We start from the raw sequence: 26,472 nt of genomic DNA on the forward strand, positions 1-26,472 counted from the left end.
ACCGATCAACGACCAAAAAATGATTCGGCTAAGATGCTGCGAAGGCATCAAAAATAATAAGGCCGGAACACAGGGATACAGACATGACCACAATATCCGACCCTCCACAGGAGTCGTTCCGGCCATCTATGCTGTTGAGCGACACCCGTTACCGGTCGATTACCTTTCAGGTGATCGCGCTGGCGCTTCTGCTCACGGCAATCTGGTATCTGGGATCGAACCTCGCTGCCAACCTGCGGGCAGCCGGGCTGAACATCTCGTTCCAGTTCCTTGGCAACCCTGCCGGCTATGACATCAACCAAACACTGATCCCCTATACCAGCCAGTCAACTAACCTGCAGGCGGCTTGGGTCGGGATCATAAACACGCTTCTGGTCTCTTTCCTTGCCTGTATCACGGCCACCATCTTTGGGGTGATCGCCGGGGTTCTGCGCCTGTCCAACAACTGGTTGGTGCGCAAGCTGATGGCCGGTTACGTCGAGATCTTCCGCAACATCCCGGTGCTGATCTGGATCCTGATCATCTATACGATCATGACCGCCGCCATGCCCGCGCCGAGCGCCTTCCGCGGCGATGATCCGGCCTCGAGCATGATGCTCGGCTCTTTCGCCTTTACCAACCGCGGGGTCTATATCCCCGGGCCGGTCATGGGGCCGGGCTCGTTTATCGTGGTCGCCACTTTCGTAGCCTCTGTGATCGGCGTTTTTGCCTACCGCCGCTACGCAACCAAACTGCTTTATGACACGGGCCGTCTGCTGCCGATGCTGTGGCCGTCTGTGGCGATCCTGCTGGTGCCGACGATCGTGATGTTCTTCATTCTGGGCATGCCCATCGGGCTGGACTACCCCGCTTTGAAAGGCTTCAACTTCCAAGGTGGCATCCAGATCGGTGCGCCGCTGATCGCGCTGTGGTTTGCTCTGTCGATCTACACCGGGGCTTTCATTGCCGAGAACGTCCGTGCGGGCATTCAGGCGGTGAGCCGCGGCCAGACCGAGGCCGCCGCTGCTCTGGGGCTGCGCTCGGGCCGGATCATGAACCTTGTGGTTTTGCCGCAAGCGCTTCGCGTGATCATCCCGCCGCTGATCTCCAACTATCTGAACATTACCAAGAACTCTTCGCTGGCGATCCTTGTGGGCTATGCCGACATCACCGCGACGCTGGGGGGGATCACCCTGAACCAGACCGGTCGCGCGATTGAATGCGTCGTCCTCTTGATGCTGTTCTACCTTGTTATCTCACTGGGAATTTCGATGGTGATGAACGTCTACAACAACGCAACGAAGCTGAAGGAGCGCTGAGCCATGTCTGATACACATGCCGAATCCATCGCCTTCGTGCGCGAGTCCTCGCTGCCACCTGCCGCGCCGCCGGATAAGGTTGGCGGTCCGCTGAAATGGGTAAAGGACAACCTCTTCCCAACATGGGCCAACGCGCTCCTGACGGTGGTGGCCCTCTACTTCCTCTATCTTCTGCTCGCCGGTTCGCTGCCGTGGCTGTTAAATGGTGTGTGGGGTGCCAGCAGCCTGTCCGAGTGCCGCGAAGTGCTCGACGGGGCGACAGGCGCCTGCTTCTCGGTTCTGACCGAGCGCTGGCACCAGTTGCTCTTCGGCTTCAAATACCCCAGCGATCAATATTGGCGCCCGACACTGGCGCTGGTGCTTCTGTTCCTTGCGGTGGCGCCCGTGCTCTTTATCGACCTGCCGCGTAAGATGCTGCTCTTCACAGGCATCTACCCCTTCCTTGCCTTCTGGCTGATCTGGGGCGGGCCGATCTGGGGGCCGCTCTTTGCTCTGGTTGGTGTGGTCGTGGGCTATATGGTCTATGCCCGCTTGGTGCATAACAGCTTTGCCAAGGCGCTTGCCGCCGGTTTGCTGGCCGCCATCGCCGTTTGGTATGTTGGAGGCTTTATCGGTGACGCGTTGCGGCCTGCTTCGCCGCTGCTCGAAGCGGTGCCAAGCCGTGACCTCGGGGGCTTCATGCTCAACATGATGCTGGGGATCACCTGTGTGTCACTGTCGCTGCCCATCGGCATTGCGCTGGCGCTTGGCCGCCAATCGCATTTGCCGATCGTCAAAGGCATCTGCGTGGTCTTCATCGAATTCGTTCGGGGTGTGCCGCTCATCACTTTGCTCTTCGTGGCGAACGTGATGCTGGCCTATTTCTTCCCGCCCGGCTCAGGCGTCGATCTCTTCATCCGCGTTGTGATCATGATCACCATGTTCTCCTCGGCCTATATTGCCGAGGTGATCCGGGGTGGCCTCGCCGCCCTGCCAAAGGGCCAGTATGAAGCCGCCGACAGCCTCGGCCTCGACTATGCACAGGCGATGCGGCTGATCATCCTGCCGCAAGCGCTGAAGATCTCGATCCCGGGCATCGTCAACATCGCGGTGGGTCTGTTCAAGGACACCACGCTGGTCTCGGTGATCTCGCTTTTCGACATCATCGGCATGATCCGCGGCCCGATCCTCGCCTCGACCGACTGGAACGGCGTCTACTGGGAGCTTTTCCTCTTTGCTTCCGTGCTGTTCTTCATCGTCTGCTACGGCATTTCACAATATTCGCAGTGGCTGGAACGCCGTCTTGCGACTGACCATCGTTAAGGGAGGGTTCTCACATGGCTGAGACCGCACAAATGCAGGTATCCGACGAAGTCGCGATCCGTATCAACAACATGAACAAATGGTATGGCGCGTTTCACGTGCTGCGCGACATCAACCTGACGGTGCACCGCGGCGAACGCATCGTGATCTGCGGGCCTTCGGGCTCGGGTAAATCGACGCTGATCCGCTGCATCAACGCCTTGGAAGAGCACCAGAAGGGCAGCATTGAAGTCGACGGCACGCTGCTTTCCTCGGACCTCAAGAATATCGACAAGATTCGCTCCGAAGTCGGCATGTGCTTTCAGCACTTCAACCTCTTCCCGCATCTGACGATCCTTGAGAACTGCACGCTGGCCCCGATCTGGGTGCGCAAGACGCCTAAGAAGGAAGCCGAAGAAACGGCGATGCATTTCCTTGAAAAGGTGAAGATCCCCGATCAGGCCAACAAATACCCCGGTCAGCTTTCCGGTGGTCAGCAGCAGCGTGTGGCGATCGCCCGCTCGCTTTGCATGCGCCCACGCATCATGCTGTTTGACGAGCCGACATCGGCGCTTGACCCTGAGATGATCAAAGAAGTGCTCGACACGATGATCGAGCTTGCCGAAGAGGGCATGACGATGCTTTGCGTGACGCACGAGATGGGCTTTGCCCGTCAGGTGGCGAACCGGGTGATCTTTATGGACGAAGGCCAGATCGTTGAGCAGAACGAGCCGGAAGCCTTCTTCAACAACCCGCAAAGCCCGCGGACGCAACTGTTCCTGAGCCAGATTCTGGGTCACTGAACCGCGCTACGGCGGCACAAGTTACGAAAAACGCCCCGGCCATTTGGTCGGGGCGTTTGCGTTTCAGACTAGTTCTTTCGGTACGGTAAAGGCGCGCAGCCGCCCGCTGTGCCACTGCAGGTCGGCCCAGTCGTCAATGTCAAAATCCATGACCGTGGTCGCGCCGGAGGGGTAGCGGTTAAAGCTATCTTGCAGGGGTGGGTCTTGCAGCAGGCTCGCCGCAGCTGACGCGATGCCGGGATTATGGGCCACGAGCAGCACGGACGGCCCCCCGGCGCGCTGGCGCAGGGTTCCGATGATCTCGTCAGGGTCTGCTAAATACAGCTGTCGGTGGTGGTCGACGACGCAGCTCGGCGGTAGGTTCAAGAGCGTGCAAGTCTCTCGCGTACGGCTGGCGGTGGAACACAGCACCCTACCCGGCACCAACCCTTCCGTGCGCAACCAGTTGCCAAGAGCCTCCGCCGCAGCCCGCCCGCGCGCGTTCAGCGGGCGGTCGTGGTCGCTGGTGCCCTGGGACCAGTCAGATTTCGCATGTCGCATTAAAATCAGGCGGCGCATAAAGGTCCTTTCGCTGCTCACCCCATCATAGGGGCGAAGCAGGGGCAGGGGGCAAGCCTTAACCTTTGCGAATGATGCTGCCCGCGCCGTGTTCGGTGAAGAGCTCCAGCAAGCAGGCATTCGGCGCACGACCGTCAAGGATGACTGCCGCCCGTGTGCCGCCTTCCAGCGCGTCGAGGGCTGTTTGCACCTTGGGAATCATGCCGCCCGCAATCGTGCCATCGGCGATCATCTCGTTGATCTGGGTTGCGGTCAGGTCGGTGATCACCTCGCCCGAGCCATCTTTGACGCCCGCCACGTCGGTGAGCAGCAACAGGCGGTCGGCGCCGAGGGCTGCGGCAATCGCACCGGCTGCGGTATCGCCGTTGATGTTATAGGTCTCGCCGTCCCGGCCCATGCCCAAAGGGGCGATTACCGGGATGATGCCCTTGTCTGCAAAGTCGCGCAGGATGCGTGGGTTGACCTCCGTCGGCTTGCCGACAAGGCCAAGAGCCGGGTCTTCGGGGTCGCAGACAATCAGCCCGCTGTCCTTGCCCGAGACACCTACCGCGCGGCCGCCTTGCTCGGAGATCGCCTGCACGATTCGCGCGTTGACGAGGCCCGAGAGCACCATTTCGACCACCTCCATAGTGGCTTCATCGGTGACCCGCTTGCCGTTCACAAAATCGGATTCGATCCCGAGCCGCGCCAGCATCTTGTTGATCATCGGCCCGCCGCCATGGACGATGACTGGATGTACGCCAACCTGCCGCATCAGCGCCACGTCGCGGGCAAACTCGTCCATCGCCTCATCGCTGCCCATCGCATGACCGCCCAGCTTGATGACCACGGTGGCATCGGCATAGCGTTGCAGGAAAGGCAGAGCTTGGCTGAGGGTACGGGCGGTGGCGATCCAGTCGCGGTTCATGTCTTGCATTCTCATTTCTTGACCCATGGGAGGCCGCATCAGCGGCGGCTGTCAGACCAGCGTGGCGATGATGGCACGCAGGGTGGGAATGCCCCAGCCCTTTTCCGAAGAGGTGACGACAATTTCGGGATAGGCGGCGGGGTGTTTGCTCAGCGCCTCTTTGACCTGCTCAAGGATCTTGGCGCGCTCGGCCTCTTTCACCTTGTCGGCCTTGGTCAGCACGACCTGAAAGGTGACGGCGGAACTGTCCAGAAGCGACATGATCTCGTCATCGACCTTCTTGACCCCGTGGCGCGCGTCGATCAGCACAAAGGCCCGGCGCAGGGTCTGGCGGCCCGAGAGGTATTGCTTCAGCAAACGCTGCCATTTTTCCACAACGGGCAGGGGGGCGTTGGCATAGCCATAGCCCGGCAGGTCGACGAGGTAGTGCTCTTCGCCCGCGGTGAAGAAGTTAATCTCCTGCGTCCGGCCCGGCGTGTTGGAGGCCCGCGCGAGTGCCTTCATCCCCGTCAGCGCGTTGATCAGGGTCGATTTGCCGACGTTGGAACGGCCCGCAAAGCAGACCTCCATGCGGTCCGGCTCGGGCAGGCCATCCATCGCCACCACGCCTTTGACGAATGTGGTCTCGCCCGCAAATAACATGCGGCCCTTTTCGGCGCTCGGTGTGTCGGGCTCTTCGGCGATGGTGAAATTCATTTGCATCAGATCAGCTCCAGTTCGTCGCCCACGGCAATCTCTCCGCCTGTGGTGACGGTCAGGGTAACACCGAAATCTCGGTGACCCAATTGGTCAAGCGCGGCAAGCGTATCCACGTCGCGCGCGCCGGTGTCGGTGTTTACGGTGGTGGCGAGGCAGCGGGTGATGCGCTTGGACACATGGAACCGCGCCGTGCCGATTTTCAACTCGCGGCCGAGCCATTCGAACTCGTCCCAAGGGGCAGCACCGTCAAACCAGATGTTGCCGCGCCAGCGGGCGCATTGCAGCGGGCTTCCAGAAAGCGCTTCGACAGAGGCATGGCTGGTCAGACTGTTGAGCGAGAGCGTCGGCTCGGCGCTGTCGGTATAGCCGCGCCCATCGAGGCGCAGAATGCCCTCTGGGGCGGCACGACCCTCGGCAACCAGCGGGCGCACCCAGTTAAGGAAGGCGGCGGTGTCGCGGTCAGGGTGAAAGGTAATTTCGCCTTGGTCGGGATGGCGCAGGGTGAGCATTTCGGTCTGCTCATCCAGTTCGGCGGTGATCGCTTGCAACTGCGGCGAAGACGCGCCCCGGGTGAAATTCAAACACCGCGCCCATGTCCCGGGCGCGGCCTTGCTGGCGTCATGGGCTACGGCCCAGAGCCTGTCATAGGGCATCGACTGCCCGGCGCGCAGGGCCACGCGCTCAACCGTCTCGCGGCCATGGGCCTTGAGCGGGTGCCGGTTGAGCGCGGTGACCTGCATCACTTTTTCGACTTACCCTGCTTGGGCTTGGCATCCGCATTGGCGGCATCACCCTTGGGCGTGCGTTTGAAGCCGCCTGCGATGTTGCCCCAAAGGTCCGGCTTATAGCCTTGGCTGCGCATGATCAGATACTGCTGGGTAAAGGTGATCGTGTTGTTGGCGATCCAGTAGACCACGAGGCCAGAGGCAAAGCCGCCCAACATGAACATGAAGACCCAAGGCATCCAGGCAAAAATCATCTGCTGAGTCGGATCGGTGGGCGCCGGGTTCAGTTTCTGCTGCAAATACATGGAGATACCCAAGAGAAGCGGCAGAATACCGATGAAGACCAGCGCCAGCATCGAGCCCGGCTCGGGGGCGGCGTAGGGCAAGAGGCCCCAGAGGTTCAGGATCGAGGTCGGGTCCGGCGCGCTGAGGTCTTGGAACGGGCCAAAGAAGGGCGCATGGCGCAGTTCGATGGTGACAAAGATCACCTTGTAGAGCGAGAAGAAGATCGGGATCTGCAGAAGGATCGGCAGACAGCCCGCGGCGGGGTTCACCTTGTTCTTCTTGTAGAGCTCCATCATGCCCTGCTGCATCTTCTGACGGTCGTCGCCGGCGTCTTTCTTGAGCTTCTCCATCTCGGGCTGAAGCTCTTTCATCCGTGCCATGGAGACGTAGGATTTATAGGCCAGCGGGAAGAGCAGGGCCTTGATCAGCAGCGTAAGGCCGATGATTGCGACACCCATATTGCCGATCAGCTGGTTGAGGTTGTGCAGCAGCCAGAAAATTGGCTTGGTCAGGAAAAAGAACCAGCCCCAGTCGATGCTGTCGATGAACTTGTCGACGCCTGCGGATTGATAGTTCTGCAGCGTTTCCCATTCCTTGGCCCCGGCAAAGAACTTGCTGGAACTGCTAACGCTTTCGCCAGCTGCAACCGAGCGGGTCGGTTGGCGGGTGAAGGCGCGGTAGGTGTCGGCGCGGGGATCATAGGTGAGGGCTTGCTCAAAGGCTTCGCCCGCGTCGGGGATCAGCACGGCCTGCCAGTAGTGATCGGTAAAGCCGACCCAACCTTCGGTGACGCCTTCGGTCACCACGGCGGGGCGGCCCCATGTGCTGTCGACTTCGGCGTCAGCGATGTCGTCCCAATCGACCTCGGCCAATTCGCCATTGGCCATCGACACGGCGCCTTCATGCAGGATGAAGAAACTTTTCAGGTCTTCTGGCAGCCCGTGCTGGGCAATCATGCCGAAGGGGGCAAGGTTCACGGGCGCTTCGCCGTTGTTGGAAACGCTCTGGGTGATGTCGAACATATATTCATCATCGACCGAAATCGTGCGGGTAAAGACCTGACCGGCGCCGTTGTCCCATGTCAGGGTTACCGGGCTGTCGACGCCCAGCGTCTCGCCTTCGCTCAAGGTCCACATTGTGTCAACACCGGGCACGGCATCGGGGGCAAGGCCGGAGCCCGCAGCCCAGCCGTGTAGGGCGTAATAGGCGTCGCTCGACCCTTCAGGGGAGAGCAAAGTGACCACTTCGGCGTCTTCGTCGAGGGTGGTTTGATAATCGTTCAGTTTCAGATCGTCGATCCGTCCACCCATGAGGGAGATCGAGCCGCTCAGACGGTCGGTGGCGATGGCCACGCGGGGCGCGTCTGCCAGAGCGGCGCGGCGGCCAGCAGGCGCGGCGCCTTCGCCTTCGTCAGACCCGGTATTAGGGGCCGCGGTTTCGGACGGTGTGGCGGGCACAGTGGTGCCCTCTTCAGTTTGGCTGATCTCGGTGCCAGGCTCCAATGCAGGATCGGCTTCCGGGGGTGGGAACAGGAGGAACCACACGAGGATGACGGCAAAGCTAAGCGCCGTGGCAAGGATGAGATTCTTGTTCTGTTCGTCCATGGGGACAGCCACCTGATGTCTTTGAATATCAAGGGGGGTTCAACAGAGTAAGGGGCCAAAGGTCAAGCGGAATCGGGGCGCGAGTGGGACGGCTTTGCTTGGGTTCTGCCTTTATCACATGGGTTTTGGCGCCTTCTGCGGCGTTATGCCCTGCGGATACGAGCCTTGGCGCAGCGGGGAAGGGAGGCTGCTCTGCGCTCTTCGGTGCGGCGCGGGCTATTTTGCCCGCCCATCGAGGATCCGCGGCACGCTTTGCAGTTTGGCATTGTGGCGCGAAATCCAGTCCAAAGTCTGTTCAAAAGGCATGGGCCGGGCAATGCCAAACCCTTGAACATGATCGCAGCCTAGCTGCGCCAGCAGCACGTGCTCGCCCACGGTCTCGACCCCTTCGGCGAGCGTTTCGACGCCAAGCCGTTCGGCCATCGTGAGGATCGCGCTGATCATCCGTTGCTGGTCAGGATCGCGGTCCGCTTTCATCACAAAAGATCGGTCAATCTTAATCCGGCTGACCGAGAAACGACGGATCGAGGCGATGGATGCGTGACCTGTTCCAAAGTCATCAAGGTCGATCCGGCAGCCCAACTTCCCGAGGGCATTGATGTTCCGGGTAATGACATCATCCGGAGCGGAAGCGACAACGGTCTCGAGCACTTCGACCGCCAGCCGGTCGGGGGTGATGTCAAAACGGTCCAACTCCCACGTGATTTTGTCGATCAGACGCGGGTTGTTCAACTCGCAGCCTGCGAAATTGACGCCGATCTGCGGCACATCAACGCCGGAGCCGTCCCATGCTTTGAGCGCCGCGAAGGCGTGATACATCATGACCTCGGCGAGCCGTTCCAGTAGCCCGACTTCTTCGATGATGGGGAGGAACTCTGCAGGGGAAATCATGCCGCGTACCGGATGATTCCACCGTGCCAGCGCTTCGAACCCGGTGATGCGGCCTGTATCAGTGGAAATCTGTGGCTGGAACCAAGGCTGGATTTGCCCGCTGTCCAAGGCCTGCACGACCTCTTCACGCAACTCGGCACGGTTTTCCGTGTCGCGGCGCATTTGGTCCGAGAAGGCACGGATTGACGATGGCCCGCGCCGTTGCGCGGCGCGCAGTGCCGTGGAGGCCGCACGTAGCCAAGCGGCGCCATCCTCCCCCGGCGCGCGGGTATTGAGGCAAAAGCCAACGGAGGCTGTCAGATAGATCGCCACGCCGTCAATGGAGACCGGCTCCTCAACCGCGGCTTGCAGGCGGCCGGCGAGTTGGATGCAAAGTTCCAGATCTAACTGTCGGACGGGGGCCACGCAGACCGCAAAACGTGCGTCGCCCATTTGTCCCACGTTATCATCCCCGCGCAGCGCCGTGACGAGCCGTTCCCCGGTGCGTTGCACGATGGTATCAGCGGCTGCCTGACCATAGCGGTCGATCAGTTGGTCGAAATCCTCGATCGCGATGAAGAATGCGGCGGAGTGGCGCCCCTTGGCCTTGGCGCGTTGATAGACCTGTTCAGTCAGCTCTTCGAACGCGCTGCGCTGAAACAGGCCGCTTACGGCATCCCGCGGCAGGGTCAGCCCGCCGCCGAAACGTGTGCTCATCAGATAGAGGATCGGCATCAGCGCCGCGACGAATATCAGCGCGCTTTCCCCGCCGAACCAAAAGGCGCCCAGCGTCAGCGCAGGCAGAAAGGCGAGCGCCGGTGGCCCGGTTAGCGCTGAAGCCACAGACCGCCGCATGAAAATCAGCCCGGGGTGCTGGTAAAACGCCATTGCGATCTTCCTCGTATCAGGGCGCGCGAAAGCGCCATCGACGACAGAAGTATCGCCCCAGCGATGAGGTGGGGGTTAACGGGATGACAAATCTTGGGCGGATTTTATCTAAAATTGTTCCGGATTCGTGCTCTCAACGTTCCGCATTAGTCCTTCGAAGTCAAAGAGCTTGGGATCGAGCAGATGCGAAGGCCGGGCATTCATCAAGGCGCGGAACATGACCTGCCGCCGACCGGGGCTATTGGCCTCCCAGCCATCAAGGATCGCCTTGACCTGTTGGCGTTGCAGCCCATCCTGCGAGCCGCAGAGGTCGCAAGGGATGATAGGGTAGTTCATCGCGGTCGCAAAGCGCTCGCAATCGGCTTCGGCCACATGGGCAAGGGGCCGGTAGAGGAACAGGTCGCCTTCTTCATTCACCAGTTTCGGGGGCATGGTGGCCAGCCTTCCGCCATGGAAGAGGTTCATAAAGAAGGTTTCGAGAATGTCGTCCCGGTGATGGCCGAGCACCACGGCAGAGCAGCCCTCTTCGCGCGCGATCCGGTAGAGGTTACCACGCCGCAAGCGACTGCAGAGCGCGCAGAAGGTGCGCCCCGCGGGCACCTTGTCCATCACGATGGAATAGGTGTCTTGGTATTCAATGCGGTGCGGGACGCCCATCTTTTCCAGAAATTCCGGCAGAACCGTCGCAGGAAAGCCGGGTTGGCCCTGATCGAGGTTGCAGGCCAAAAGCTCGACTGGCAGCAATCCGCGCCATTGCAATTCATGCAGCACAGCGAGCAGGGTATAGCTGTCCTTACCACCGGAGAGACAGACCAGCCATTTCGGCTTTGGCGCACCCTCGGGCGTGGCTTCGACCATGCCGTATTGATCAATTGCCTCGCGGGTCATGCGGACGATGCGTTTGCGCAGCTTTTTGAACTCCGTACTTTGCGGAGCGCCGGAAAAGAGCGGGTGAATCTCGTTGGTTTCGTCCAGCATCGTCGGTCTTTCGCTAAAGAGAGTGACTTCACCTAGGGCATTTTGCCCCTTTGCCGCAAGAGTGGCGCTTAGTCGGGTACGTTGTCGATGCCGCTGCGGCCCCAAGGGTGGCAACGCGCGATCCGGCGTGCAGCAAGCCAGCCGCCGCGCAGGCCGCCGTGTTTTTGCAGGGCTTCGAGTGCATAGGCGCTGCAGGTCGGCTGGTAGCGACAATTATGCCCGACCCAAGGACTAAAGATCAGCCGGTAACCGCGCACGGGAAGCGCGAGGAGGGTGGCAAACCACGTCATTTCTTTACGCCGTGCAGCGTGTCAAGCGCGCGGGCCAGATCGGCAAGTAGTTGGTCGAAGGGGAGGGCGGCTGTGGCTTCGCGTCTTCCAACGAAGACGTAGTCCATCCCTGCGCGGCCCGTTTGCGGCAGGGTCAGGCGCGCAATCTCGCGCAGGCGGCGTTTGGCGCGGTTCCGGGCGACGGCGTTGCCAACCTTTTTGGAACAGGTAAAGCCCACGCGAATGGGGGATTCGCTGGGTTCGTCCTCACGCCGAGGACGCATCTGCAGGATAAAACCGGGGGTCGCCACGCGTTTCGCACGACTGGCGCGTTGGAAATCCGCCCGTTTGGTCAGAGTTTCCAGGCGCAATGAAACCGCCGGAGCAGTAATCCCCTTTGTGGCATGGGTGCCATCCTGGGGTGCCTCCGGCGGTGTCATATTCTGGTTCCGAAGATCGAAGGCGCTTACGCGCTCAGCGATTTCCGGCCCTGTGCGCGGCGCGCATTGATGATCTTACGGCCGGCTTTGGTGGCCATACGCGCGCGGAAACCGTGGCGCCGCTTGCGCACGAGGTTCGAGGGTTGAAAGGTGCGTTTCATCGCTCCGTCTCCATCTAAAGCTGGCTGGGCACGGAATCACTTGAGGGTTCCACCGCGGCCAGCGTCAATTCAAGCCCGTCCTCTAAAGCGGTGACGCGGCCAAGTCAAACCCCCTAACGGGGAAAAGTGGCGCTTTGCAACAAAATGCCGGTCGGGGCGGGGCAATATGTTTCAGTTTGCCGCTTAGCCCTGCAAAACCCGCCCTTGGCAGACAAGTCCTATCAAGCGCGCGTGAGGTGGCTATCGGATAAGCGCCGATCACGCCATGTTAAAACAGAACCCGCCCCGGTCTGCTGCAGGCCCAATGGAAAGACTCGATGAGCCAAAGTGACCAGCCAAAGTCCCCGATGATGCGCTACCTCCCCCTCGGGGTGATCTTATTGGTGGCCGCCGTGGGCGCCTTTACCCTACGAGATTATTTGAGCTTCGACGCCCTGCGGGAGAATCGCGAAGCGCTGATTGCCTTTCGTGACAGCCACTACCTCCTCACGGCGCTGGGCTTTATCGCAGCCTATGTGGTGATTGTAGCCTTCTCCCTACCGGGGGCGACTGTGGCGACGCTGACGGGGGGCTTCCTCTTTGGGCTGTTTCCCGGTGTGTTCTATAACGTGGCTGCGGCCACGATGGGGGCGGTGGTGATATTCCTCGCCGCCCAATGGGGGCTCGGTGACCGGTTGAAAGACCGGATGGATGCCTCCGACGGGATGGTGCGCAAGATCAAGGCGGGCATCGACGACAACCAGTGGTCGATGTTGTTCTTTATTCGGCTTGTGCCGGTGGTGCCGTTTTTCGTGGCCAACCTGCTCCCTGCCTTTCTTGGCGTGCCGCTGTTCCGTTTTGCCGTGTCAACCTTTCTGGGCATCATGCCGGGTGCGTTAGTCTTTACCTCAGTGGGGGCAGGGCTAGGTGAGGTCTTTGCCCGAGGCGAGACGCCGGACCTCGGGATCATATTTGAACCGCATATCCTGCTACCCATTCTGGGCCTTTGCGCGTTGTCGCTTCTGCCTGTGGCGATCAAGACATTTACCGGCAAGAAGGACCTGCTGAAATGACCACCCGTATCAAGACCGACGTTCTTATCATCGGCGCAGGCTCTGGCGGGCTGTCGGTCGCGGCAGGGGCCGTGCAGATGGGCGCGGATGTGACGCTGCTCGAAGGGCATAAGATGGGCGGGGATTGCCTGAATTACGGCTGTGTCCCCTCCAAGGCATTAATCAAAAGCGGCAAGACGGCCTACGCCCAGCAGCATAGTGAGCAATACGGGGTCGAGAATGCTTCCGGATCGGTGGATTATGCGGCTGCGAAAGATCACGTGGCCGATGTCATCGCCCAGATTGCCCCGGTCGATTCTGTTGAACGGTTTGAGGGGTTGGGCGTCCGGGTGATTCAGGAATATGGCCGCTTTATCTCTGAAACTGAGGTGCAGGCGGGTGATACAGTTATCACCGCGCGCCGCATTGTGCTGGCCACCGGCTCCTCCCCGTTAGTGCCGCCGATTCCGGGGTTGGAAGATGTACCCTATGAGACCAATGAGACCCTTTTTAATCTGCGCGAGAAGCCCGAGCACCTGATCGTTATCGGCGGCGGGCCCATCGGTATCGAAATGGCGCAGGCGCATGTGCGTATGGGCTGCAAAGTTACGGTGATCGAAGGCAGTCGGGCGCTCGGCAAGGACGATCCGGAGCTTGCCGAAGTTGTTTTGCAGACCCTACGGGACGAAGGCGTTGTCTTCGAAGAAGGCAGTGATGCGGCCAAGATTAGCGGCGCAGCCGGGGCCATCACGGTCGAGACCAAGGATGGGCGCGTTATCAGAGGCTCGCATTTGCTTATGGCCGTGGGGCGCAAGAGCAATACCGAGCGGCTCGACCTCGAGAAGGCCGGGATCGAGACCACGAAAACTGGAATTAAAGTGGATGACAGCCTGCGCAGCACCAATCGCCACGTCTATGCCATCGGCGATGTCGCGGGCGGTCTCCAATTTACCCATGTCGCAGGCTATCACGCAGGCGTTGTGATCCGCTCGATCCTCTTTGGCCTGCCTAGCAAGACCAAACTGGCCCATATCCCTTGGGTTACCTATGCCGCGCCCGAACTGGCGCAGGTGGGCATGACCGAGGCGCAGGGGCGCGAGGCGCATGGTGACAAACTTGAGGTCGTGCGCTTTCACTATAACCACAATGATCGCGCGATTGCCGAGCGCCAGACCAAAGGGTTCATCAAGGTTATGGTCGTCAAAGGTCGCCCGGTGGGGGCCAGTATCGTCGGCCATCAGGCGGGCGAGCTGATCTCGCTTTGGTCACTGGCGCTGGCCAATAACATGAAGATGAGCCAGATTGCCTCTATGGTTGCGCCTTATCCCACGATTTCGGAAATTAACAAACGCGCCGCAGGCGCCTATTTCAGCCCGCGTCTGTTCGAAAGCGCGCTGGTGAAATGGGTCGTGCGTACCGTCCAGCGTTTGCTGCCCTGAGGTCGCCGATGATCCATTCGCTCTCCGGCCGTCTGCTGATCCTGACCACCATCTTTGTGATGCTGGCCGAAGTGTTGATTTTTGTCCCCTCCATCGCACGTTTCCGCGAAGAGTATATGCTGACCCGCTTGGAGCGCGCGCAGATCGCCTCACTGGCGCTCTTGGCGGACGATATGCTCGATCCGGAGCTGGAAGAGGAGCTGCTGCGCAACGCCGAGGTGTTCAACGTCGTGCTGCGGCGGGACGAGGCGCGAGAGCTGGTGTTGGCCTCTCCCATGCCGCGCAGCGTGTCGCAGACCTATGATCTGCGCGATGCCAGCGCCACGGTGCTGATCCGCGACGCGTTGCTACGGCTGTTTAGTCCCGGCAACGAAGTGGTGCGAGTGATCGGCGCGCCGGTGCGTGAAGCGGGGCTGCTAATCGAGGTGACCATGGAAACCGCGCCGCTACGGGCGGCGATGCTGGACTATGGTATCCGCATCCTGATGTTGTCGGCGGTGATTTCGGTCATCACTGCAGTGCTGCTGTTCTTCGCCATGCGCGCCTTGCTGCTAAAGCCGATCAAACGTGTAGCCGGACATATGCAGCGCTATGCGGCGGCCCCCGAAGATGCGCGGCGGATCATTGTGCCCTCTGCTGGGGTGACGGAATTACGCGAGGCTGAAGAGGCGCTCAAAACCCTGCAGACCGATCTGACGCAGGCGCTGAAGCAAAAGGAGCGTCTGGCCCAGTTGGGCAGCGCCGTTAGCAAGATCAGCCATGATCTGCGCAATATCCTCACCTCAGCACAACTGTTTACCGACCGGATCGAGATGTCCGAAGACCCGACCGTCAAACGCATGGCACCCAAGCTGGTGGGATCAATAACCCGCGCCGTGCACCTGTGCGAATCGACATTAGCGTTTGGCAAGGCCGAGGAGCCGGGACCGACCCTGACGCTGGTCCGCTTGGCCGAACTGGTCGAGGAGGTTATTGACGGTGAGCGTTTCGCCGATCCGGACAACGACATCAGCTTCGCGGCTGACGTCCCGGCGGGGCTCTCGGTGCGCGCCGACCCAGAGCAGCTCTACCGCGTGTTGACCAACCTCATCCGCAATGCCCGCCAAGCCATCGCGGCGACGGGCAAACCAGGCGAAATCCACCTTAGTGCTCAAGAGGCGTCGGCCGAGTGGCAGATCACAGTGACCGACACAGGCCCCGGCCTGCCGCCAAAGGCGCGAGAACATCTGTTTACGGCTTTCCAGGGCGGGGCGCGCAAGGGGGGCTCTGGCCTCGGACTGGTGATTGCGTCTGAACTCGTGCGCGGCCATGGCGGGACACTTACCCTCAAAAGCAGTGGTCCCGAGGGTACGGTTTTCGACATCTATCTGCCCAAGGGAGACGGCACGATCTAAGCTCCAGAGCGAAGATTGCAGAAATTTGCATTTCCTCAAAATGAGGGCTTGCAACCCCGGCGCCGCAAGACTAAACCCCGCCCCAGTGGACCGATAGCTCAGCTGGATAGAGTACCTGACTACGAATCAGGGGGTCGGGGGTTCGAATCCTCCTCGGTCCGCCACTAGCCTAAAATTAGAAGTTCGTACGCCCTGCGCGGATGCGATGCACTCGTTTCGCGGCTCTAATTGAAGCGTCGCAGCCGGAAACGACTCCTGTCGATTCCGGCGGGCTACCTTATAGCGTTTCTACCTTGAAAAGCTTCAGCCGCCGAATCCACGCGAGCCGCCCGAGCGGCCGAACCCACCACGCGATGCGGCTGTGGCTCGTGTCATCGGGGTCTTACCTAAAGTGGTTGTCGGTCGCGTGAACTGCGAAGTGCTCAGCTTCGCCGCGCCCCGGTTGGCTGAGTAGGTGCTAGAACGAGCCGCGTTGGTGAAGCGCCCGTCTGATGTCTTGTACAGCGGTTGTGCGGCAGACATGCCCGACCGCCCGCTCATCATATTGCCGATGAGATAGCCCGCCAAAAGAGGCATGAAGATCCCGCTCGACCCACCTTGTGTGGCCGCCTCTTCAGAGCCGCAGGCGCCAGAACCATGTTGCTCTTCGCAAACCTCAAGACTGTCGTAACGCGGCGCGGCTTCCACATGCAGCGTTTGCGCCTTGGCAAATGCAGTCTCGCAATCTTGCTCAGTGAAAACCCCGCCCTGCGAGGCATCTTCCAAACAGCTTTGCAGATCAGGGAAGGCCGCCGCGTCGACTTTTTCCTCTTCGCAGCCTGCGAGGGTGAATGCGGTTGCGCCAACGATGGCGATGGAAACCCGTTTTGAGCGTTTGGTCATGGCTGTCATCTTTCTGCAAATGGGCGGCGGTGCATCAGGGTTTAATGTAGTGCGGTTTGAACCGGGACAAATCCTGCGCGATGCGAGAGCGGTCCTCGCGGATGCCGATCCCGGCGCAGGTCTGCCCAACAACCCAAGCGCCGATCACCGGGCGGAAGCCGTCGAAGGTGGGTAGGGGCGCGTAGGCTTGGACCACGCGCGGGTGCTCTGCGTAATCTGTGTTTTTCGACTGCTCGATCACCGTTCCCGATTGGTGGATCGCGACCGATGCCCCTTCACGCGATAGGATCGGCTTGCGTACATGCGCTTCGGTCAGCGTCGCTTCGGCACGGCCAAAGGCGGCAGCGCTCTGAGTGCTCGCCGCACCACGGCCATCGAGCGCCGCGCCGACGTCAGCCTCGAAGAAGGCGGGCAGCAGGTTCGGGTGGTCTTCGAACATCTGCCACAGCACCGGCAAAAGGCCTTTGTTCGAAAGCAGCGCCTTCCAAGCAGGCTCCAAAAACAGGCAGCCCGATCCCGCGATATGGGCGGCGTAATCATCCCGCAGCAGGTCTTCCCAAGGGTAGAGTTTGAACAATACGGCAATGCGGCGGTCCTGATCGTCGAGAAACTGCCCATCTTCGCTGAGCGCAATTTTGTCGAGATCGCAATAATGCGCGCCTAAGCCCGCTTCACGCGCAGCCCAGCCCATGGCCTCAACCGTACCGTAGTCTTCGGGGTTGCCCGCGACCGCCGTGAAATGCAGATCGCTATCCGGCTCAAAGACCTCGGCAAAACGCGCGACCAAGGCTTCGTGGATGCCGTTGAACTGATCCGCTCCTTCGGGCAGCACACCGGACTTCAACTGGTCTTCGAGCCACTGCCATTGAAAAGCTGCGCTTTCGTAGAGCGAGGTTGGCGTATCGGCATTGTATTCCAACAGCTTTGCCGGACCCACACCGTCATAAGCGAAATCAAAACGTCCATAGATCTCCGGATCGCCCTGCCGCCAGCTTGCGGCGACAAGGTCGCGGTGGGCCTCGGGGATAGCCAGACGGTCCATCAACTCTTCACTGGCGACAATCTCCGCGACGGCTTCCCGGCACATCGTGTGCAGTTCGGTTGCCGGGTCCTCGAGATCATTCTCGATCTGCTCCAGCGAGAACGCATAGGTCGAGGTTTCGTCCCAATAGGGCTCGCCATGCATATCGGCAAAGGTGAAGCCGACCTCCTCGGCATGGGCGCGCCAGTCCGGTCGTTCGGGCAATGTGATCTTTTGCAACTGTTCGCCCCCTCCGTGTTTTCCTAGCTCTTAGCGCTCTTTGCCGTTGGCAACCAGAGGGGGAGGCGGCGGCATTTTCCGAGAGGTGTACGGCCTGCGCGATTAGTGGCTTGCATCGCTTCGACCAATCTGGCACCCATCCCTCACCACAGGGGAGCCGCGTAACGCCGCGGCTGAGATGGGGGCGCAAGCCCACGGACCCTCAAAGCTGATCTGGATAATGCCAGCGTAGCAAGGAGGACAGAAATGTTTGCAGGCACACAAGTTTCCCTTTACCCGATGACCGATGGTTTCGTCGATGTGATCATGTCATCGCTCGATGCTCTCGACCCATGGCGCGACCGATTGCGGATCGAGACCGATGACATCTCAACCCTGATCGTTGGTCCGCCCGAGGTGCTTTTCCCCGCCCTGCGCGACCTTTATGCCAAGGCAGCTTCCACCGGCCAGCATGTCGTTTTACGCGCCACACTGTCGCGCGGTTGCCCGGGCGAGCCGGATGACCCGATTTGTCAGACTGCTGCCCTGGCCAATCCGAAAGAACCCTTGGATCAACGGCAGCAACAGGCATTGGCCGCGATTGCCGAGACCGCTGACAAAGGGCAAATCGCCGACGCGCAGTTCTCGCTCTATGTGATGGGCGCGGGGGACCATATGGCCGAGATCATGGGTTGTATCGACTTCCTCAAACAAAGCGGAACGTTCGATCGATCCAAGAACTTTTGCACCCGTCTGACGGGGGACGCAGGGCCGGTTTTTGCCACGCTCCAGCAGGCATTCTGCCAGTTCGGGCCCCCGGCGGGGCATGTAACGATTGATTTGACAGTCTCGGCCAACAGCCCGTCCAAGCGCTGATCCGATGCAGTCTCACGCACCTCGCCGCTCCGGCAGAGGTCTGACCCGCGGCATTCCTGCCGTTCTGAGCGTGGTCAGCGCCTTTCTGGTCTGGGAGCTTTACGTCCACCTGTCGGGCATTTCGCCGCTCATGCTGCCGGCCCCTTCGCGGGTGTTGGAGCAAATCGTTCTGAACCGCGCGCTGCTTTGGGACAACACGCTCCCGACGTTGAAAGCCACCTGCGCGGGCTTTGCCCTGTCGCTTACCGTCGCTTTTGTTCTGTCAGTGGCGTTGGACTTCATGCCCCGTCTGCGCCGGGCGCTGTTTCCGATATTCGTGGTCAGCCAGACGCTGCCTCTCGTCGCTATCGCGCCTCTGGTTGTCCTTTGGTTCGGGTTTGACCTCACGCCCAAGGTGCTCTTGGTCGCCCTCGTGACCTTCTTTCCGATGTTGGTCGCGCTGGTGGACGGATACAGCGCGACAGATACCGACATCGAAAGCCTGATGCGGTCGATGGGGGCGACGCGGGGCCAGATCTTTCGCAGCGCGCGCTTTCCCTCTGCCTTGCCCTATTTCTTTGCCGGGCTGCGCATCTCGATCACCTATGCGGTCGTCGCGGCGATCTTCGCGGAATATGTCGGCGCGCGCGCGGGGTTGGGTATCGTAATCCTGAACGCCAAGAACAGCTTTCGCCCGGATCTCGTGCTGGCCGCCGTGGTGATCAGTTCCGCCCTGACCTTGGGGCTTTTTGCCCTGACGGCGCTGATCCAAAAGCTGGCGCTGCGCTGGCGTGAGGTGGCGGGAACATGAGCGTTTTGGTCATGAAGAACGTCAGCGTTACCTTGGGCGGGACATCTATTTTGGATGATGTCTCATTGCACGTGGGACAGGGCGAGTTCGTGTCGATACTCGGGCCCTCCGGCGCGGGCAAATCGACCATCTTCCGCTTGCTGACCGGAGCGGTAGAGCACGACAGCGGTCAGATTACCTGCAATGGCCAGCCCCTTACGGCCAAGCAACAAAGCTTCGCCTTCATGCCGCAACGTGACGCGCTGATGCCGTGGCGGCGGATTATCGACAATCTGACCCTCGGGCTAGAAGTGCAGGGCATTTCCCGCGAAGAGGCGCGGGCCCGTGTCACGCCGCTGCTCGCTGACTTCGGACTGGAGGATTTCGCTCGCCATTACCCGGCCCAACTCTCCGGCGGGATGCGCCAACGCGCGGCGCTTTTGCGGACCGTGGTACAGGACCGTCCGGTGCTGCTTTTGGATGAACCCTTTGGCGCGTTGGACGCGCTGACGCGGACGCAGATGCAAGCATGGTTCGAAAAACGTTGGCGCGCGGCCCGCTGGACGACGCTGCTCGTCACCCATGACGTGCGTGAAGCCGTGGCGCTGTCTGACCGCATCTTTGTCCTGTCGCGCCGCCCGGCCCATGTGCTCACCGAAGTGCAGGTTCCCGGCCCCCGCCCGCGGCTGGGGCGCAGGATCACCCCCGAGGCCCATGCGCTGGAGGCGCAGGTGCTCGACATTCTACTCAACCAAACGGGAAAGGCCCTATGAGACATTTGATCACCGCCGCCCTGCTGATGCTGCCCCTGTCTGCATCTGCGCAGGAGAAACTCAGCGTTGCCTTGGACTGGACGCCCAATACAAACCACGTCGGCCTCTATGTAGCGCAAGCGCAAGGCTGGTTCGAAGAGGCCGGGCTCGACGTGGAAATCCTGCCCTATACCGACACGTCATCGATCACATTGGTCGCGGCAGGCGTGGCTGAGTTCGGCATTTTGGGGGCCATCGGATTCCACAGCCATCGGACGACCGGCGCCGATATGACCGCAGTAATGGCGGTGGTGCAGCATGAAACGGGCCGCCTCGTGTTTAACGGGGAGCGCGAAGACATCCAGCGCCCCGCCGATCTGGATGGCAAGATCTACGCAGGTTTCGGCAGCGCATGGGAAGACGCGCTGATTTCCACGATCATCCGCAATGATGGCGGGAAGGGCAGCTTTGATACCGTCACGCTCGGCACCTCGGCCTATGAGGCGCTGGCCAACGGAAGCGTGGATTTCACGCTGGAGGTGAGCACTTGGGAAGGTGTGAATTCCCTCCTGCTGGATCGGCCCCAGCGGGCGTTTAATTATGCCGACTACGGTGTGCCGGATCAGCATACGACATTCCTAGGCGGCAGCGGCACGTGGCTGGCGCAAAACCCCGACACGGCGCGCGCCTTTGTACAGGCTGTGCAGCGGGGCTATGCCTTTGCCGCTGAGAACCCGCAGGAGGCCGCCGAGATGCTCATTTCCGAGACCTCGGGAATGCTGACGAACCCCGAACTTGTTCGCGCTTCGATGACGGCTTTGGTCGAAGGCGGCTATCTGAAGGACCCTGGTGAGCCGGTCGGTTTGATCGACGCTGGAATGGTCGAGGATATGGTCGGCTTTCTGTTCGAGAACGGCATTCTGCGCGGCGAAGACGGGCGGGTGATTGAGGACATGCCCGATGTGACTGACTGGTTTACGAACGACTACCTTGCACAGGAAAGCTAAATTATAGTCGCTAGAGGGCGATCTAACGGTAAACAATATGGGGTTGGATAACCGCCGCAATCAGCAAGATTGCGGCGGTCATTGATTTAAAGGATGCCCGGCAGGTTCAGCCCGTTTTCGCGGGCACAGTCCAGCGCTTCGTCATAGCCCGCATCCGCATGGCGCATCACGCCAGTGGCCGGATCGTTCCACAGCACGCGTTCAATGCGGCGGTCGGCATCTTCGGAGCCGTCACAGCAAATGACCATACCGGAGTGTTGCGAGAAGCCCATGCCGACGCCGCCGCCGTGGTGCAGCGACACCCATGTGGCGCCCGAGGCGGTGTTCAGCAGCGCGTTGAGCAGCGGCCAGTCAGATACGGCGTCGGAGCCGTCCTTCATCGCTTCCGTCTCGCGGTTGGGCGATGCGACGGAACCGCTGTCGAGGTGGTCTCGTCCGATCACGATAGGCGCGCTCAGCTCGCCATTGCGGACCATTTCGTTGAAGGCGAGGCCGAGTTTGTGGCGCACGCCGAGGCCGACCCAGCAGATCCGTGCGGGCAACCCTTGGAAGGAAATCCGCTCGCGCGCCATGTCGAGCCAGTTGTGCAGATGGCTGTCCTTAGCGAGGATTTCTTTCACCTTGGCGTCTGTCTTGTAAATGTCCTCCGGATCGCCTGACAGCGCCGCCCAGCGGAACGGGCCAACGCCCCGGCAGAACAGCGGGCGGATATAGGCGGGCACGAAGCCGGGGAAATCAAAGGCGTTGTCGAGCCCTTCCTCCAGAGCCATCTGGCGGATGTTGTTACCGTAATCCACCGTGGGGATGCCCGCGGCGTGGAAGTCGACCATCGCTTTGACATGCACCTTCATTGACGCGCGGGCGGCTTTCGCGACCGCTTTCGGATCGCTCTCCCGCTTCTCGCGCCAGTTGGCCATGCTCCAACCCTGCGGCAGATAGCCATTCACCGGGTCATGAGCCGATGTCTGGTCGGTCACGATATCAGGCCGTACGCCGCGCTTCACCAATTCGGGGAAGACATCTGCCGCATTGCCCAAAAGCGCCACGGACTTAGCCTCTCCCGCTGCCGTCCAACGCTCAATCATCTCAAGCGCTTCGTCGAGACTGTCGGTCTTTTCGTCAACGTAGCGGGTGCGCAGACGAAAATCGATGCTGTCGGGGTTACACTCAACCGCAAGACAGCAAGCGCCCGCCATAACCGCTGCCAAAGGCTGCGCGCCGCCCATGCCGCCAAGGCCACCAGTCAAGATCCACTTGCCCTTCAGATCACCATCATAATGCTGGCGCCCGGCCTCGACAAAGGTCTCATAAGTACCCTGTACGATGCCTTGAGAGCCGATGTAGATCCATGACCCGGCGGTCATCTGGCCATACATCGCGAGACCCTTTTTATCGAGTTCGTTAAAGTGGTCCCAATTCGCCCAATGCGGTACGAGGTTGGAGTTCGCAATCAGCACACGCGGCGCGTCTTTGTGGGTCTGGAACACACCGACCGGCTTGCCCGATTGCACGAGCAGCGTCTGGTCCTCTTCCAGCGCGCGCAAGGAGGCAACGATCTGATCGTAGTCCTTCCACGTCCGCGCCGCACGGCCAATGCCGCCATAGACCACCAATTCATGCGGGTTCTCGGCCACATCAGGGTGCAGGTTGTTCATCAGCATCCGCAGGGGCGCTTCGGTCAGCCAGCTTTTGGCCGTCAGTTCGGTGCCGGTCGCGGGATAGACGTCACGGGTGTTTTTGCGCGGATCGCTCATGTCGTGCCTTTCAGTGTCGGGGCCAGATCGGCCAGGGTTGTCAGGATGGTTTTCAGATGCGCCCGCAGCCGGTCGGCATTGGCGCTGTCGTAGGTCCAAGGGGCGGCCTCGGCGCTGAGGTAGGTACTTTGCGCCAGTTCCATTTGGATCGCGTGAAAGCCTTCCTCCGGGCGGCCATAGTGCCGCGTGGTCCACCCGCCTTTGAAACGGCCATTGGTGGTTGCGGTGTATCCTTCCACCGCGGCGCAAATGTCTTGCACCGCCGCTTCAATCTCAGGCGCACAGGTAGCGCCCAGATTTGTACCGATGTTGAAGTCGGGCAGCGTGCCTTCAAAGAGGAAGGGGATTTCCGAACGGATCGAATGGCAGTCATAGAGGATCGCGACCCCATGCAGATCCCGCACCCGCGCCATCTCGGCTTCCAACGCCGCATGATAGGGCGCGTGAAAGGCCTCGCGGCGGGCCTCAATCTCCGCCTCATTCGGCGCGTCGGTCCAAATGTCGCGACCTTCGAAATCGGTTAGCGGTACCAGCCCGGTGGTATTCTGACCGGGATAGAGCGACGCCCCCGAAGGGTCGCGGTTGGCGTCCACCACATAGCGGTGGAAGGTCGCCCGCACCGTGGTCGCGCTGGGCAACAGCCCGTCATAAAGCTGGTGGATGTGCCAATCGGTATCGTCCAACCCCTGACCGCGCGCGTTCAGCTTGGCCATGATGGCATCTGGGACATAGGTGCCGGTATGGGGCAGGCCCAAGACGATCGGGCTGTCGCCGCGCTGTACTTCTACCGGGATCATGTCAGCAACTCCGGCATGTCGATGCCCGCGGCAGAAACGATATCTCCGAGGGCGATCATCGCGGCGGCCCGTTCCAGATCGGGGGCGAGATAGCGGTCTTCGCCCAGCGTTTCCACATCTTGCCGCACCCGTGCCACGACCCGCTGCAGCGTCTCGCTCGTGGCCAAGGGCGCACGGAAATCGATGCCCTGCGCGGCGCAGAGCAGTTCGACACCGAGGATACGGTTGAGGTTCTCGGTCATCGGCCCCAAGCGCCGCGCACCGTGGGCGGCCATGCTGACATGGTCCTCTTGGTTTGCGGAAGTCGGCGTGCTGTCGGTGACACATGGGTTGGCGAGATGTTTGTTCTCGCTCATCAGTGCGGCCGTTGTGACCTCGGCAATCATATAGCCAGAGTTCAGACCGGGGTTGGGCGTGAGGAAGGACGGCAGGTTAAAGCTCAGTACAGGATCGACAATCAGTGCAACGCGGCGTTGCGCAATGGCCCCGATCTCGGCAATGGCAAGCGCGATCATATCGGCGGCGAAGCCCACTGGCTCCGCGTGGAAGTTGCCGCCCGAGACGATCACATCAGCATCAATCAGCACCAGCGGGTTGTCGGTCGCGGCATTGGCCTCAACCTCCAGCGTGCGGGCGGCCATGCGCAGCACGTCCATCGCGGCCCCCGTCACCTGCGGCTGGCAACGGATGCAGTAAGGGTCCTGCACGCGGGCGTCATCGACGACGTGGCTCTCGCGAATTTCCGATCCGGCCAGCAGCGCGCGCATGGTCTCGCCCGCCTCGATCTGGCCACGGTGGCCGCGCAGCGCGTGGATTTCGGGTTGCAGCGGCGCGGTGGAACCCATGATCGCGTCAGTCGATAGGGCCGAGGTCACCAGTGCCGAATGCGCCGCACGCCACGCGCCGAATAGCCCCGCTAGCGCGAAGGCGGTCGAGAATTGCGTGCCGTTAATCAGCGCCAAGCCTTCTTTTGGGCCAAACTCGATGGGCGTCAGTCCCGCAGCCTTCAGCGCTTCGCCGCCGGGCATGACCTTGCTCTCAAACTCTGCCTCGCCATGGCCCATCATCGCTGCGGCCATATGGGCCAGCGGGGCGAGATCACCCGAGGCGCCGACAGAGCCTTGCGCCGGGATCACCGGGGTGACGCCTTTGGCGAGCATGTCTTCGAGCAGGGTCACAACCGCTAACCGCACGCCAGACGCGCCGCGTCCGAGGCTCAGCAGTTTGAGCGCCATCAGCAGCCGCGCATGGCGGCGCGGGATCGCGGGGCCGACGCCGCAGCAATGCGAGAGGATCAGGTTGCGTTGCAGGGTGGCTGTGTCCCCCGCCGCGATTTTTACCGAGGCGAGTTTGCCAAATCCGGTGTTCACGCCGTAGACGGCATCGCTGCCCGCCACAGCCTTGGCGATCCGCGCCTGCGCGCGCTGAATGTCAGGGTGGCAGGCGGGGTCCAACCGTACCGAGGCTTCGGTCCAATAGATCGCGGCCAGATCGTCCAAGGTGACGGCGCCGGGGGTGAGGGTCAGAGTGGTCACGCGGTACCTCCGAAAATGCGAGAGTGAAGCGGGTTGAAGCCGATGCGATAGGCCAGTTCCGCCGGGTGTTTGATGTCCCAAACCGCCATATCAGCGCGCATGCCGGGGGCGAGGGTGCCGCAATCGGTAAGGCCAAGCGCGCGGGCGGCATGCTGCGTGACGCCGCGCAGGGCTTCTTCGGGCGTCATGCGGAACAGGGTGCAGCCCATGTTCAGCGTCAGCAGCAGGGAGTTCAGCGGCGAAGAGCCGGGGTTGATATCCGTCGCCAGCGCCATCGGCACGCCATGTTCGCGCAGCAAAGCGATGGGCGGGGCCTGCGTCTCGCGCAGAGTGTAGAAAGCTCCGGGCAGGATCACTGCCAGGGTGCCGGCCTCGGCCATCGCTTTGACGCCGTCCTCGTCGAGATACTCGATATGATCCGCCGACATGGCACCATAAGAGGCCGCGAGCTTCGCGCCGCCGAGGTTCGACAACTGCTCGGCATGAAGTTTGACCGGCAGGCCCAATTCCTGCGCTACGTCGAAGACGCGGGCGATCTGAGCGGGTTGGAAAGCGATGCCCTCACAGAAGCCGTCAACCGCATCAACCAGCCTTTCGGCATGGGCAGCGCGCAGGGCGGGGATGCAGACCTCGTCAATATAGGCGTCGTCGCGTCCGGCATAGTCAGCCGGGGTGGCATGGGCGCCGAGGAAGGTGGTTTTCACGCGGATCGGGCGCTCCGCAGCGATGGCGCGGGCGGTGCGCAACATGCGCAGCTCGGTTTCAATATCGAGGCCGTAACCTGATTTCACTTCGATGGTCGTCACGCCTTCGGCGATCAACACATCGACGCGGCGCAGGGCATCGGCAAGCAGCTCGTCTTCGCTGGCCGCCCGGGTCGCTTTGACGGTAGAGACAATGCCCCCGCCCGCGCGTGCGACTTCCTCATAGCTGGCACCGTTAAGCCGCATCTCGAACTCGACAGCACGGTCGCCGCCGTGAACAATATGGGTGTGGCAGTCGATCAGGCCGGGGGTGACGAGGCGGCCTTCGAGACTGGAGCGGGGCAGGTCGCCATACGCGCTCGGCAAGTCAGCAGCGGGGCCGACCCATGCGATCCGCTCGTTCTCAACCGCAATGGCGGCATTTTCGATCAGGCCATAGGGGGCCGCTGCGTTCGCCATGGTCACGGCGTTTAGATCGACGAAAAGTTTGCTGTCTCCGGCCATCTGCGTCCCTCTCCGCTCAAGA

At 61.2% G+C, this 26,472-nt stretch carries 26 protein-coding genes, 1 tRNA gene and 1 riboswitch; of the genes, 11 read left to right on the forward strand and 16 right to left on the reverse strand.

Annotation, left to right across the window (positions count from 1 at the left end; genetic code table 11):
- The first annotated feature begins 83 nt into the window (after window positions 1-83).
- The 3 genes from BLS57_RS14420 to BLS57_RS14430 are packed head-to-tail and all read left to right on the forward strand — an operon-like array spanning window position 84 to window position 3,382.
- On the forward strand, window positions 84-1,298 hold the full coding sequence (locus tag BLS57_RS14420; protein WP_093743418.1) for an amino acid ABC transporter permease: 1,215 nt from the start codon (window positions 84-86) through the stop codon (window positions 1,296-1,298).
- Window positions 1,299-1,301: 3 nt separating this feature from the next.
- Window positions 1,302-2,600, forward strand: coding sequence for an amino acid ABC transporter permease (locus BLS57_RS14425; RefSeq protein WP_093743419.1), 1,299 nt, complete (start codon window positions 1,302-1,304; stop codon window positions 2,598-2,600).
- 14 nt (window positions 2,601-2,614) lie between these two features.
- A complete protein-coding gene (locus BLS57_RS14430; protein WP_093743420.1) occupies window positions 2,615-3,382 on the forward strand; it encodes an amino acid ABC transporter ATP-binding protein in 768 nt (255 codons plus the stop codon).
- 63 nt (window positions 3,383-3,445) lie between these two features.
- Here BLS57_RS14430 and BLS57_RS14435 read toward each other — a convergent pair whose 3' ends face one another.
- From BLS57_RS14435 to rpmH, 10 genes are all read right to left on the reverse strand, one after another.
- Entirely contained in the window at window positions 3,446-3,940 is a 495-nt protein-coding gene (locus BLS57_RS14435; protein WP_093743421.1) for a SixA phosphatase family protein, read from the reverse strand.
- A 58-nt stretch (window positions 3,941-3,998) separates the two neighbouring features.
- Window positions 3,999-4,862 carry an acetylglutamate kinase gene (gene argB / locus BLS57_RS14440; protein ID WP_208597579.1) on the reverse strand — a complete coding sequence of 288 codons (864 nt, stop codon included), beginning with the start codon at window positions 4,860-4,862 and terminating at the stop codon, window positions 3,999-4,001.
- 36 nt (window positions 4,863-4,898) lie between these two features.
- On the reverse strand, window positions 4,899-5,549 hold the full coding sequence (gene yihA / locus BLS57_RS14445) for a ribosome biogenesis GTP-binding protein YihA/YsxC (protein WP_093743422.1): 651 nt from the start codon (window positions 5,547-5,549) through the stop codon (window positions 4,899-4,901).
- Window positions 5,549-6,286, reverse strand: coding sequence for an MOSC domain-containing protein (locus tag BLS57_RS14450; protein WP_208597584.1), 738 nt, complete (start codon window positions 6,284-6,286; stop codon window positions 5,549-5,551). The genes yihA and BLS57_RS14450 overlap by 1 nt, the downstream gene beginning before the upstream one ends.
- Window positions 6,286-8,160, reverse strand: a complete 1,875-nt coding sequence (gene yidC / locus BLS57_RS14455) for a membrane protein insertase YidC (RefSeq protein ID WP_093743424.1) — start codon at window positions 8,158-8,160, stop codon at window positions 6,286-6,288. Before yidC ends, BLS57_RS14450 begins: the two co-directional genes overlap by 1 nt.
- A 216-nt stretch (window positions 8,161-8,376) precedes the next feature.
- Window positions 8,377-9,918 (reverse strand): putative bifunctional diguanylate cyclase/phosphodiesterase, encoded by a 1,542-nt coding sequence (locus BLS57_RS14460; RefSeq protein WP_093743425.1) that lies wholly within the window; start codon window positions 9,916-9,918, stop codon window positions 8,377-8,379.
- 108 nt (window positions 9,919-10,026) lie between these two features.
- Window positions 10,027-10,896: a tRNA 2-thiocytidine(32) synthetase TtcA gene (gene ttcA / locus BLS57_RS14465; RefSeq protein WP_093743426.1), complete on the reverse strand. Its 870-nt coding sequence runs from the start codon at window positions 10,894-10,896 to the stop codon at window positions 10,027-10,029.
- Between the two features lie 68 nt (window positions 10,897-10,964).
- Window positions 10,965-11,186 (reverse strand): membrane protein insertion efficiency factor YidD, encoded by a 222-nt coding sequence (gene yidD / locus BLS57_RS14470; protein WP_093743427.1) that lies wholly within the window; start codon window positions 11,184-11,186, stop codon window positions 10,965-10,967.
- A complete protein-coding gene (gene rnpA / locus BLS57_RS14475; protein ID WP_093743428.1) occupies window positions 11,183-11,605 on the reverse strand; it encodes a ribonuclease P protein component in 423 nt (140 codons plus the stop codon). The genes yidD and rnpA overlap by 4 nt, the downstream gene beginning before the upstream one ends.
- A gap of 26 nt (window positions 11,606-11,631) precedes the next feature.
- The gene (rpmH, locus tag BLS57_RS14480; RefSeq protein WP_007118882.1) at window positions 11,632-11,766 is read right to left on the reverse strand and encodes a 50S ribosomal protein L34; all 135 of its coding nucleotides are present in this window, start codon (window positions 11,764-11,766) and stop codon (window positions 11,632-11,634) included.
- A 317-nt stretch (window positions 11,767-12,083) separates the two neighbouring features.
- On the opposite strand from rpmH, the gene BLS57_RS14485 reads away from it, so the two are divergent.
- The 4 genes from BLS57_RS14485 (at window position 12,084) to BLS57_RS14500 (ending at window position 15,794) form a co-directional block, all read left to right on the forward strand.
- The gene (locus BLS57_RS14485) at window positions 12,084-12,818 is read left to right on the forward strand and encodes a TVP38/TMEM64 family protein (protein ID WP_093743429.1); all 735 of its coding nucleotides are present in this window, start codon (window positions 12,084-12,086) and stop codon (window positions 12,816-12,818) included.
- Window positions 12,815-14,236, forward strand: a complete 1,422-nt coding sequence (locus BLS57_RS14490) for a dihydrolipoyl dehydrogenase family protein (protein ID WP_093743430.1) — start codon at window positions 12,815-12,817, stop codon at window positions 14,234-14,236. Before BLS57_RS14485 ends, BLS57_RS14490 begins: the two co-directional genes overlap by 4 nt.
- Before the next feature lie 8 nt (window positions 14,237-14,244).
- Complete coding sequence (locus tag BLS57_RS14495; RefSeq protein ID WP_093743431.1) at window positions 14,245-15,630, forward strand: sensor histidine kinase; 1,386 nt, start codon at window positions 14,245-14,247, stop codon at window positions 15,628-15,630.
- An 87-nt stretch (window positions 15,631-15,717) separates the two neighbouring features.
- Window positions 15,718-15,794 (forward strand) — tRNA-Arg (locus BLS57_RS14500).
- Window positions 15,795-15,933: 139 nt separating this feature from the next.
- On the opposite strand, the gene BLS57_RS14505 is transcribed toward BLS57_RS14500, so the two are convergent.
- Both BLS57_RS14505 and BLS57_RS14510 read right to left on the reverse strand, forming a co-directional pair.
- Window positions 15,934-16,512 (reverse strand): DUF1190 domain-containing protein, encoded by a 579-nt coding sequence (locus tag BLS57_RS14505; protein ID WP_093743432.1) that lies wholly within the window; start codon window positions 16,510-16,512, stop codon window positions 15,934-15,936.
- 34 nt (window positions 16,513-16,546) lie between these two features.
- Entirely contained in the window at window positions 16,547-17,773 is a 1,227-nt protein-coding gene (locus tag BLS57_RS14510; RefSeq protein WP_093743433.1) for a glutathionylspermidine synthase family protein, read from the reverse strand.
- 140 nt (window positions 17,774-17,913) lie between these two features.
- Window positions 17,914-18,026, forward strand: a riboswitch (TPP riboswitch).
- Between BLS57_RS14510 and BLS57_RS14515 the strand changes: the two genes are divergently transcribed.
- From BLS57_RS14515 to BLS57_RS14530, 4 genes are all read left to right on the forward strand, one after another.
- The gene (locus BLS57_RS14515; protein ID WP_093743434.1) at window positions 18,020-18,628 is read left to right on the forward strand and encodes a YkoF family thiamine/hydroxymethylpyrimidine-binding protein; all 609 of its coding nucleotides are present in this window, start codon (window positions 18,020-18,022) and stop codon (window positions 18,626-18,628) included. Its footprint overlaps the riboswitch before it by 7 nt.
- Window positions 18,629-18,632: 4 nt before the next feature.
- The gene (locus BLS57_RS14520; protein WP_093743435.1) at window positions 18,633-19,418 is read left to right on the forward strand and encodes an ABC transporter permease; all 786 of its coding nucleotides are present in this window, start codon (window positions 18,633-18,635) and stop codon (window positions 19,416-19,418) included.
- A complete protein-coding gene (locus BLS57_RS14525; protein ID WP_093743436.1) occupies window positions 19,415-20,170 on the forward strand; it encodes an ABC transporter ATP-binding protein in 756 nt (251 codons plus the stop codon). Before BLS57_RS14520 ends, BLS57_RS14525 begins: the two co-directional genes overlap by 4 nt.
- Window positions 20,167-21,156 carry an ABC transporter substrate-binding protein gene (locus BLS57_RS14530; RefSeq protein ID WP_093743437.1) on the forward strand — a complete coding sequence of 330 codons (990 nt, stop codon included), beginning with the start codon at window positions 20,167-20,169 and terminating at the stop codon, window positions 21,154-21,156. The genes BLS57_RS14525 and BLS57_RS14530 overlap by 4 nt, the downstream gene beginning before the upstream one ends.
- Window positions 21,157-21,242: 86 nt before the next feature.
- Here BLS57_RS14530 and hutU read toward each other — a convergent pair whose 3' ends face one another.
- Genes hutU through hutI form a run of 4 tightly spaced genes read right to left on the reverse strand, consistent with a single transcriptional unit; the run spans window position 21,243 to window position 26,450 of the window.
- A complete protein-coding gene (gene hutU, locus BLS57_RS14535; protein WP_093743438.1) occupies window positions 21,243-22,910 on the reverse strand; it encodes a urocanate hydratase in 1,668 nt (555 codons plus the stop codon).
- Window positions 22,907-23,707, reverse strand: a complete 801-nt coding sequence (hutG, locus tag BLS57_RS14540; protein WP_093743439.1) for an N-formylglutamate deformylase — start codon at window positions 23,705-23,707, stop codon at window positions 22,907-22,909. The genes hutU and hutG overlap by 4 nt, the downstream gene beginning before the upstream one ends.
- Entirely contained in the window at window positions 23,704-25,242 is a 1,539-nt protein-coding gene (hutH, locus tag BLS57_RS14545) for a histidine ammonia-lyase (protein ID WP_093743440.1), read from the reverse strand. The genes hutG and hutH overlap by 4 nt, the downstream gene beginning before the upstream one ends.
- Window positions 25,239-26,450 (reverse strand): imidazolonepropionase, encoded by a 1,212-nt coding sequence (gene hutI / locus BLS57_RS14550; RefSeq protein ID WP_093743441.1) that lies wholly within the window; start codon window positions 26,448-26,450, stop codon window positions 25,239-25,241. The genes hutH and hutI overlap by 4 nt, the downstream gene beginning before the upstream one ends.
- Window positions 26,451-26,472 lie beyond the last annotated feature (22 nt).

It is taken from the genome of Sulfitobacter delicatus, from assembly GCF_900102535.1.
In the GTDB taxonomy this organism is placed as follows: domain Bacteria; phylum Pseudomonadota; class Alphaproteobacteria; order Rhodobacterales; family Rhodobacteraceae; genus Sulfitobacter; species Sulfitobacter delicatus.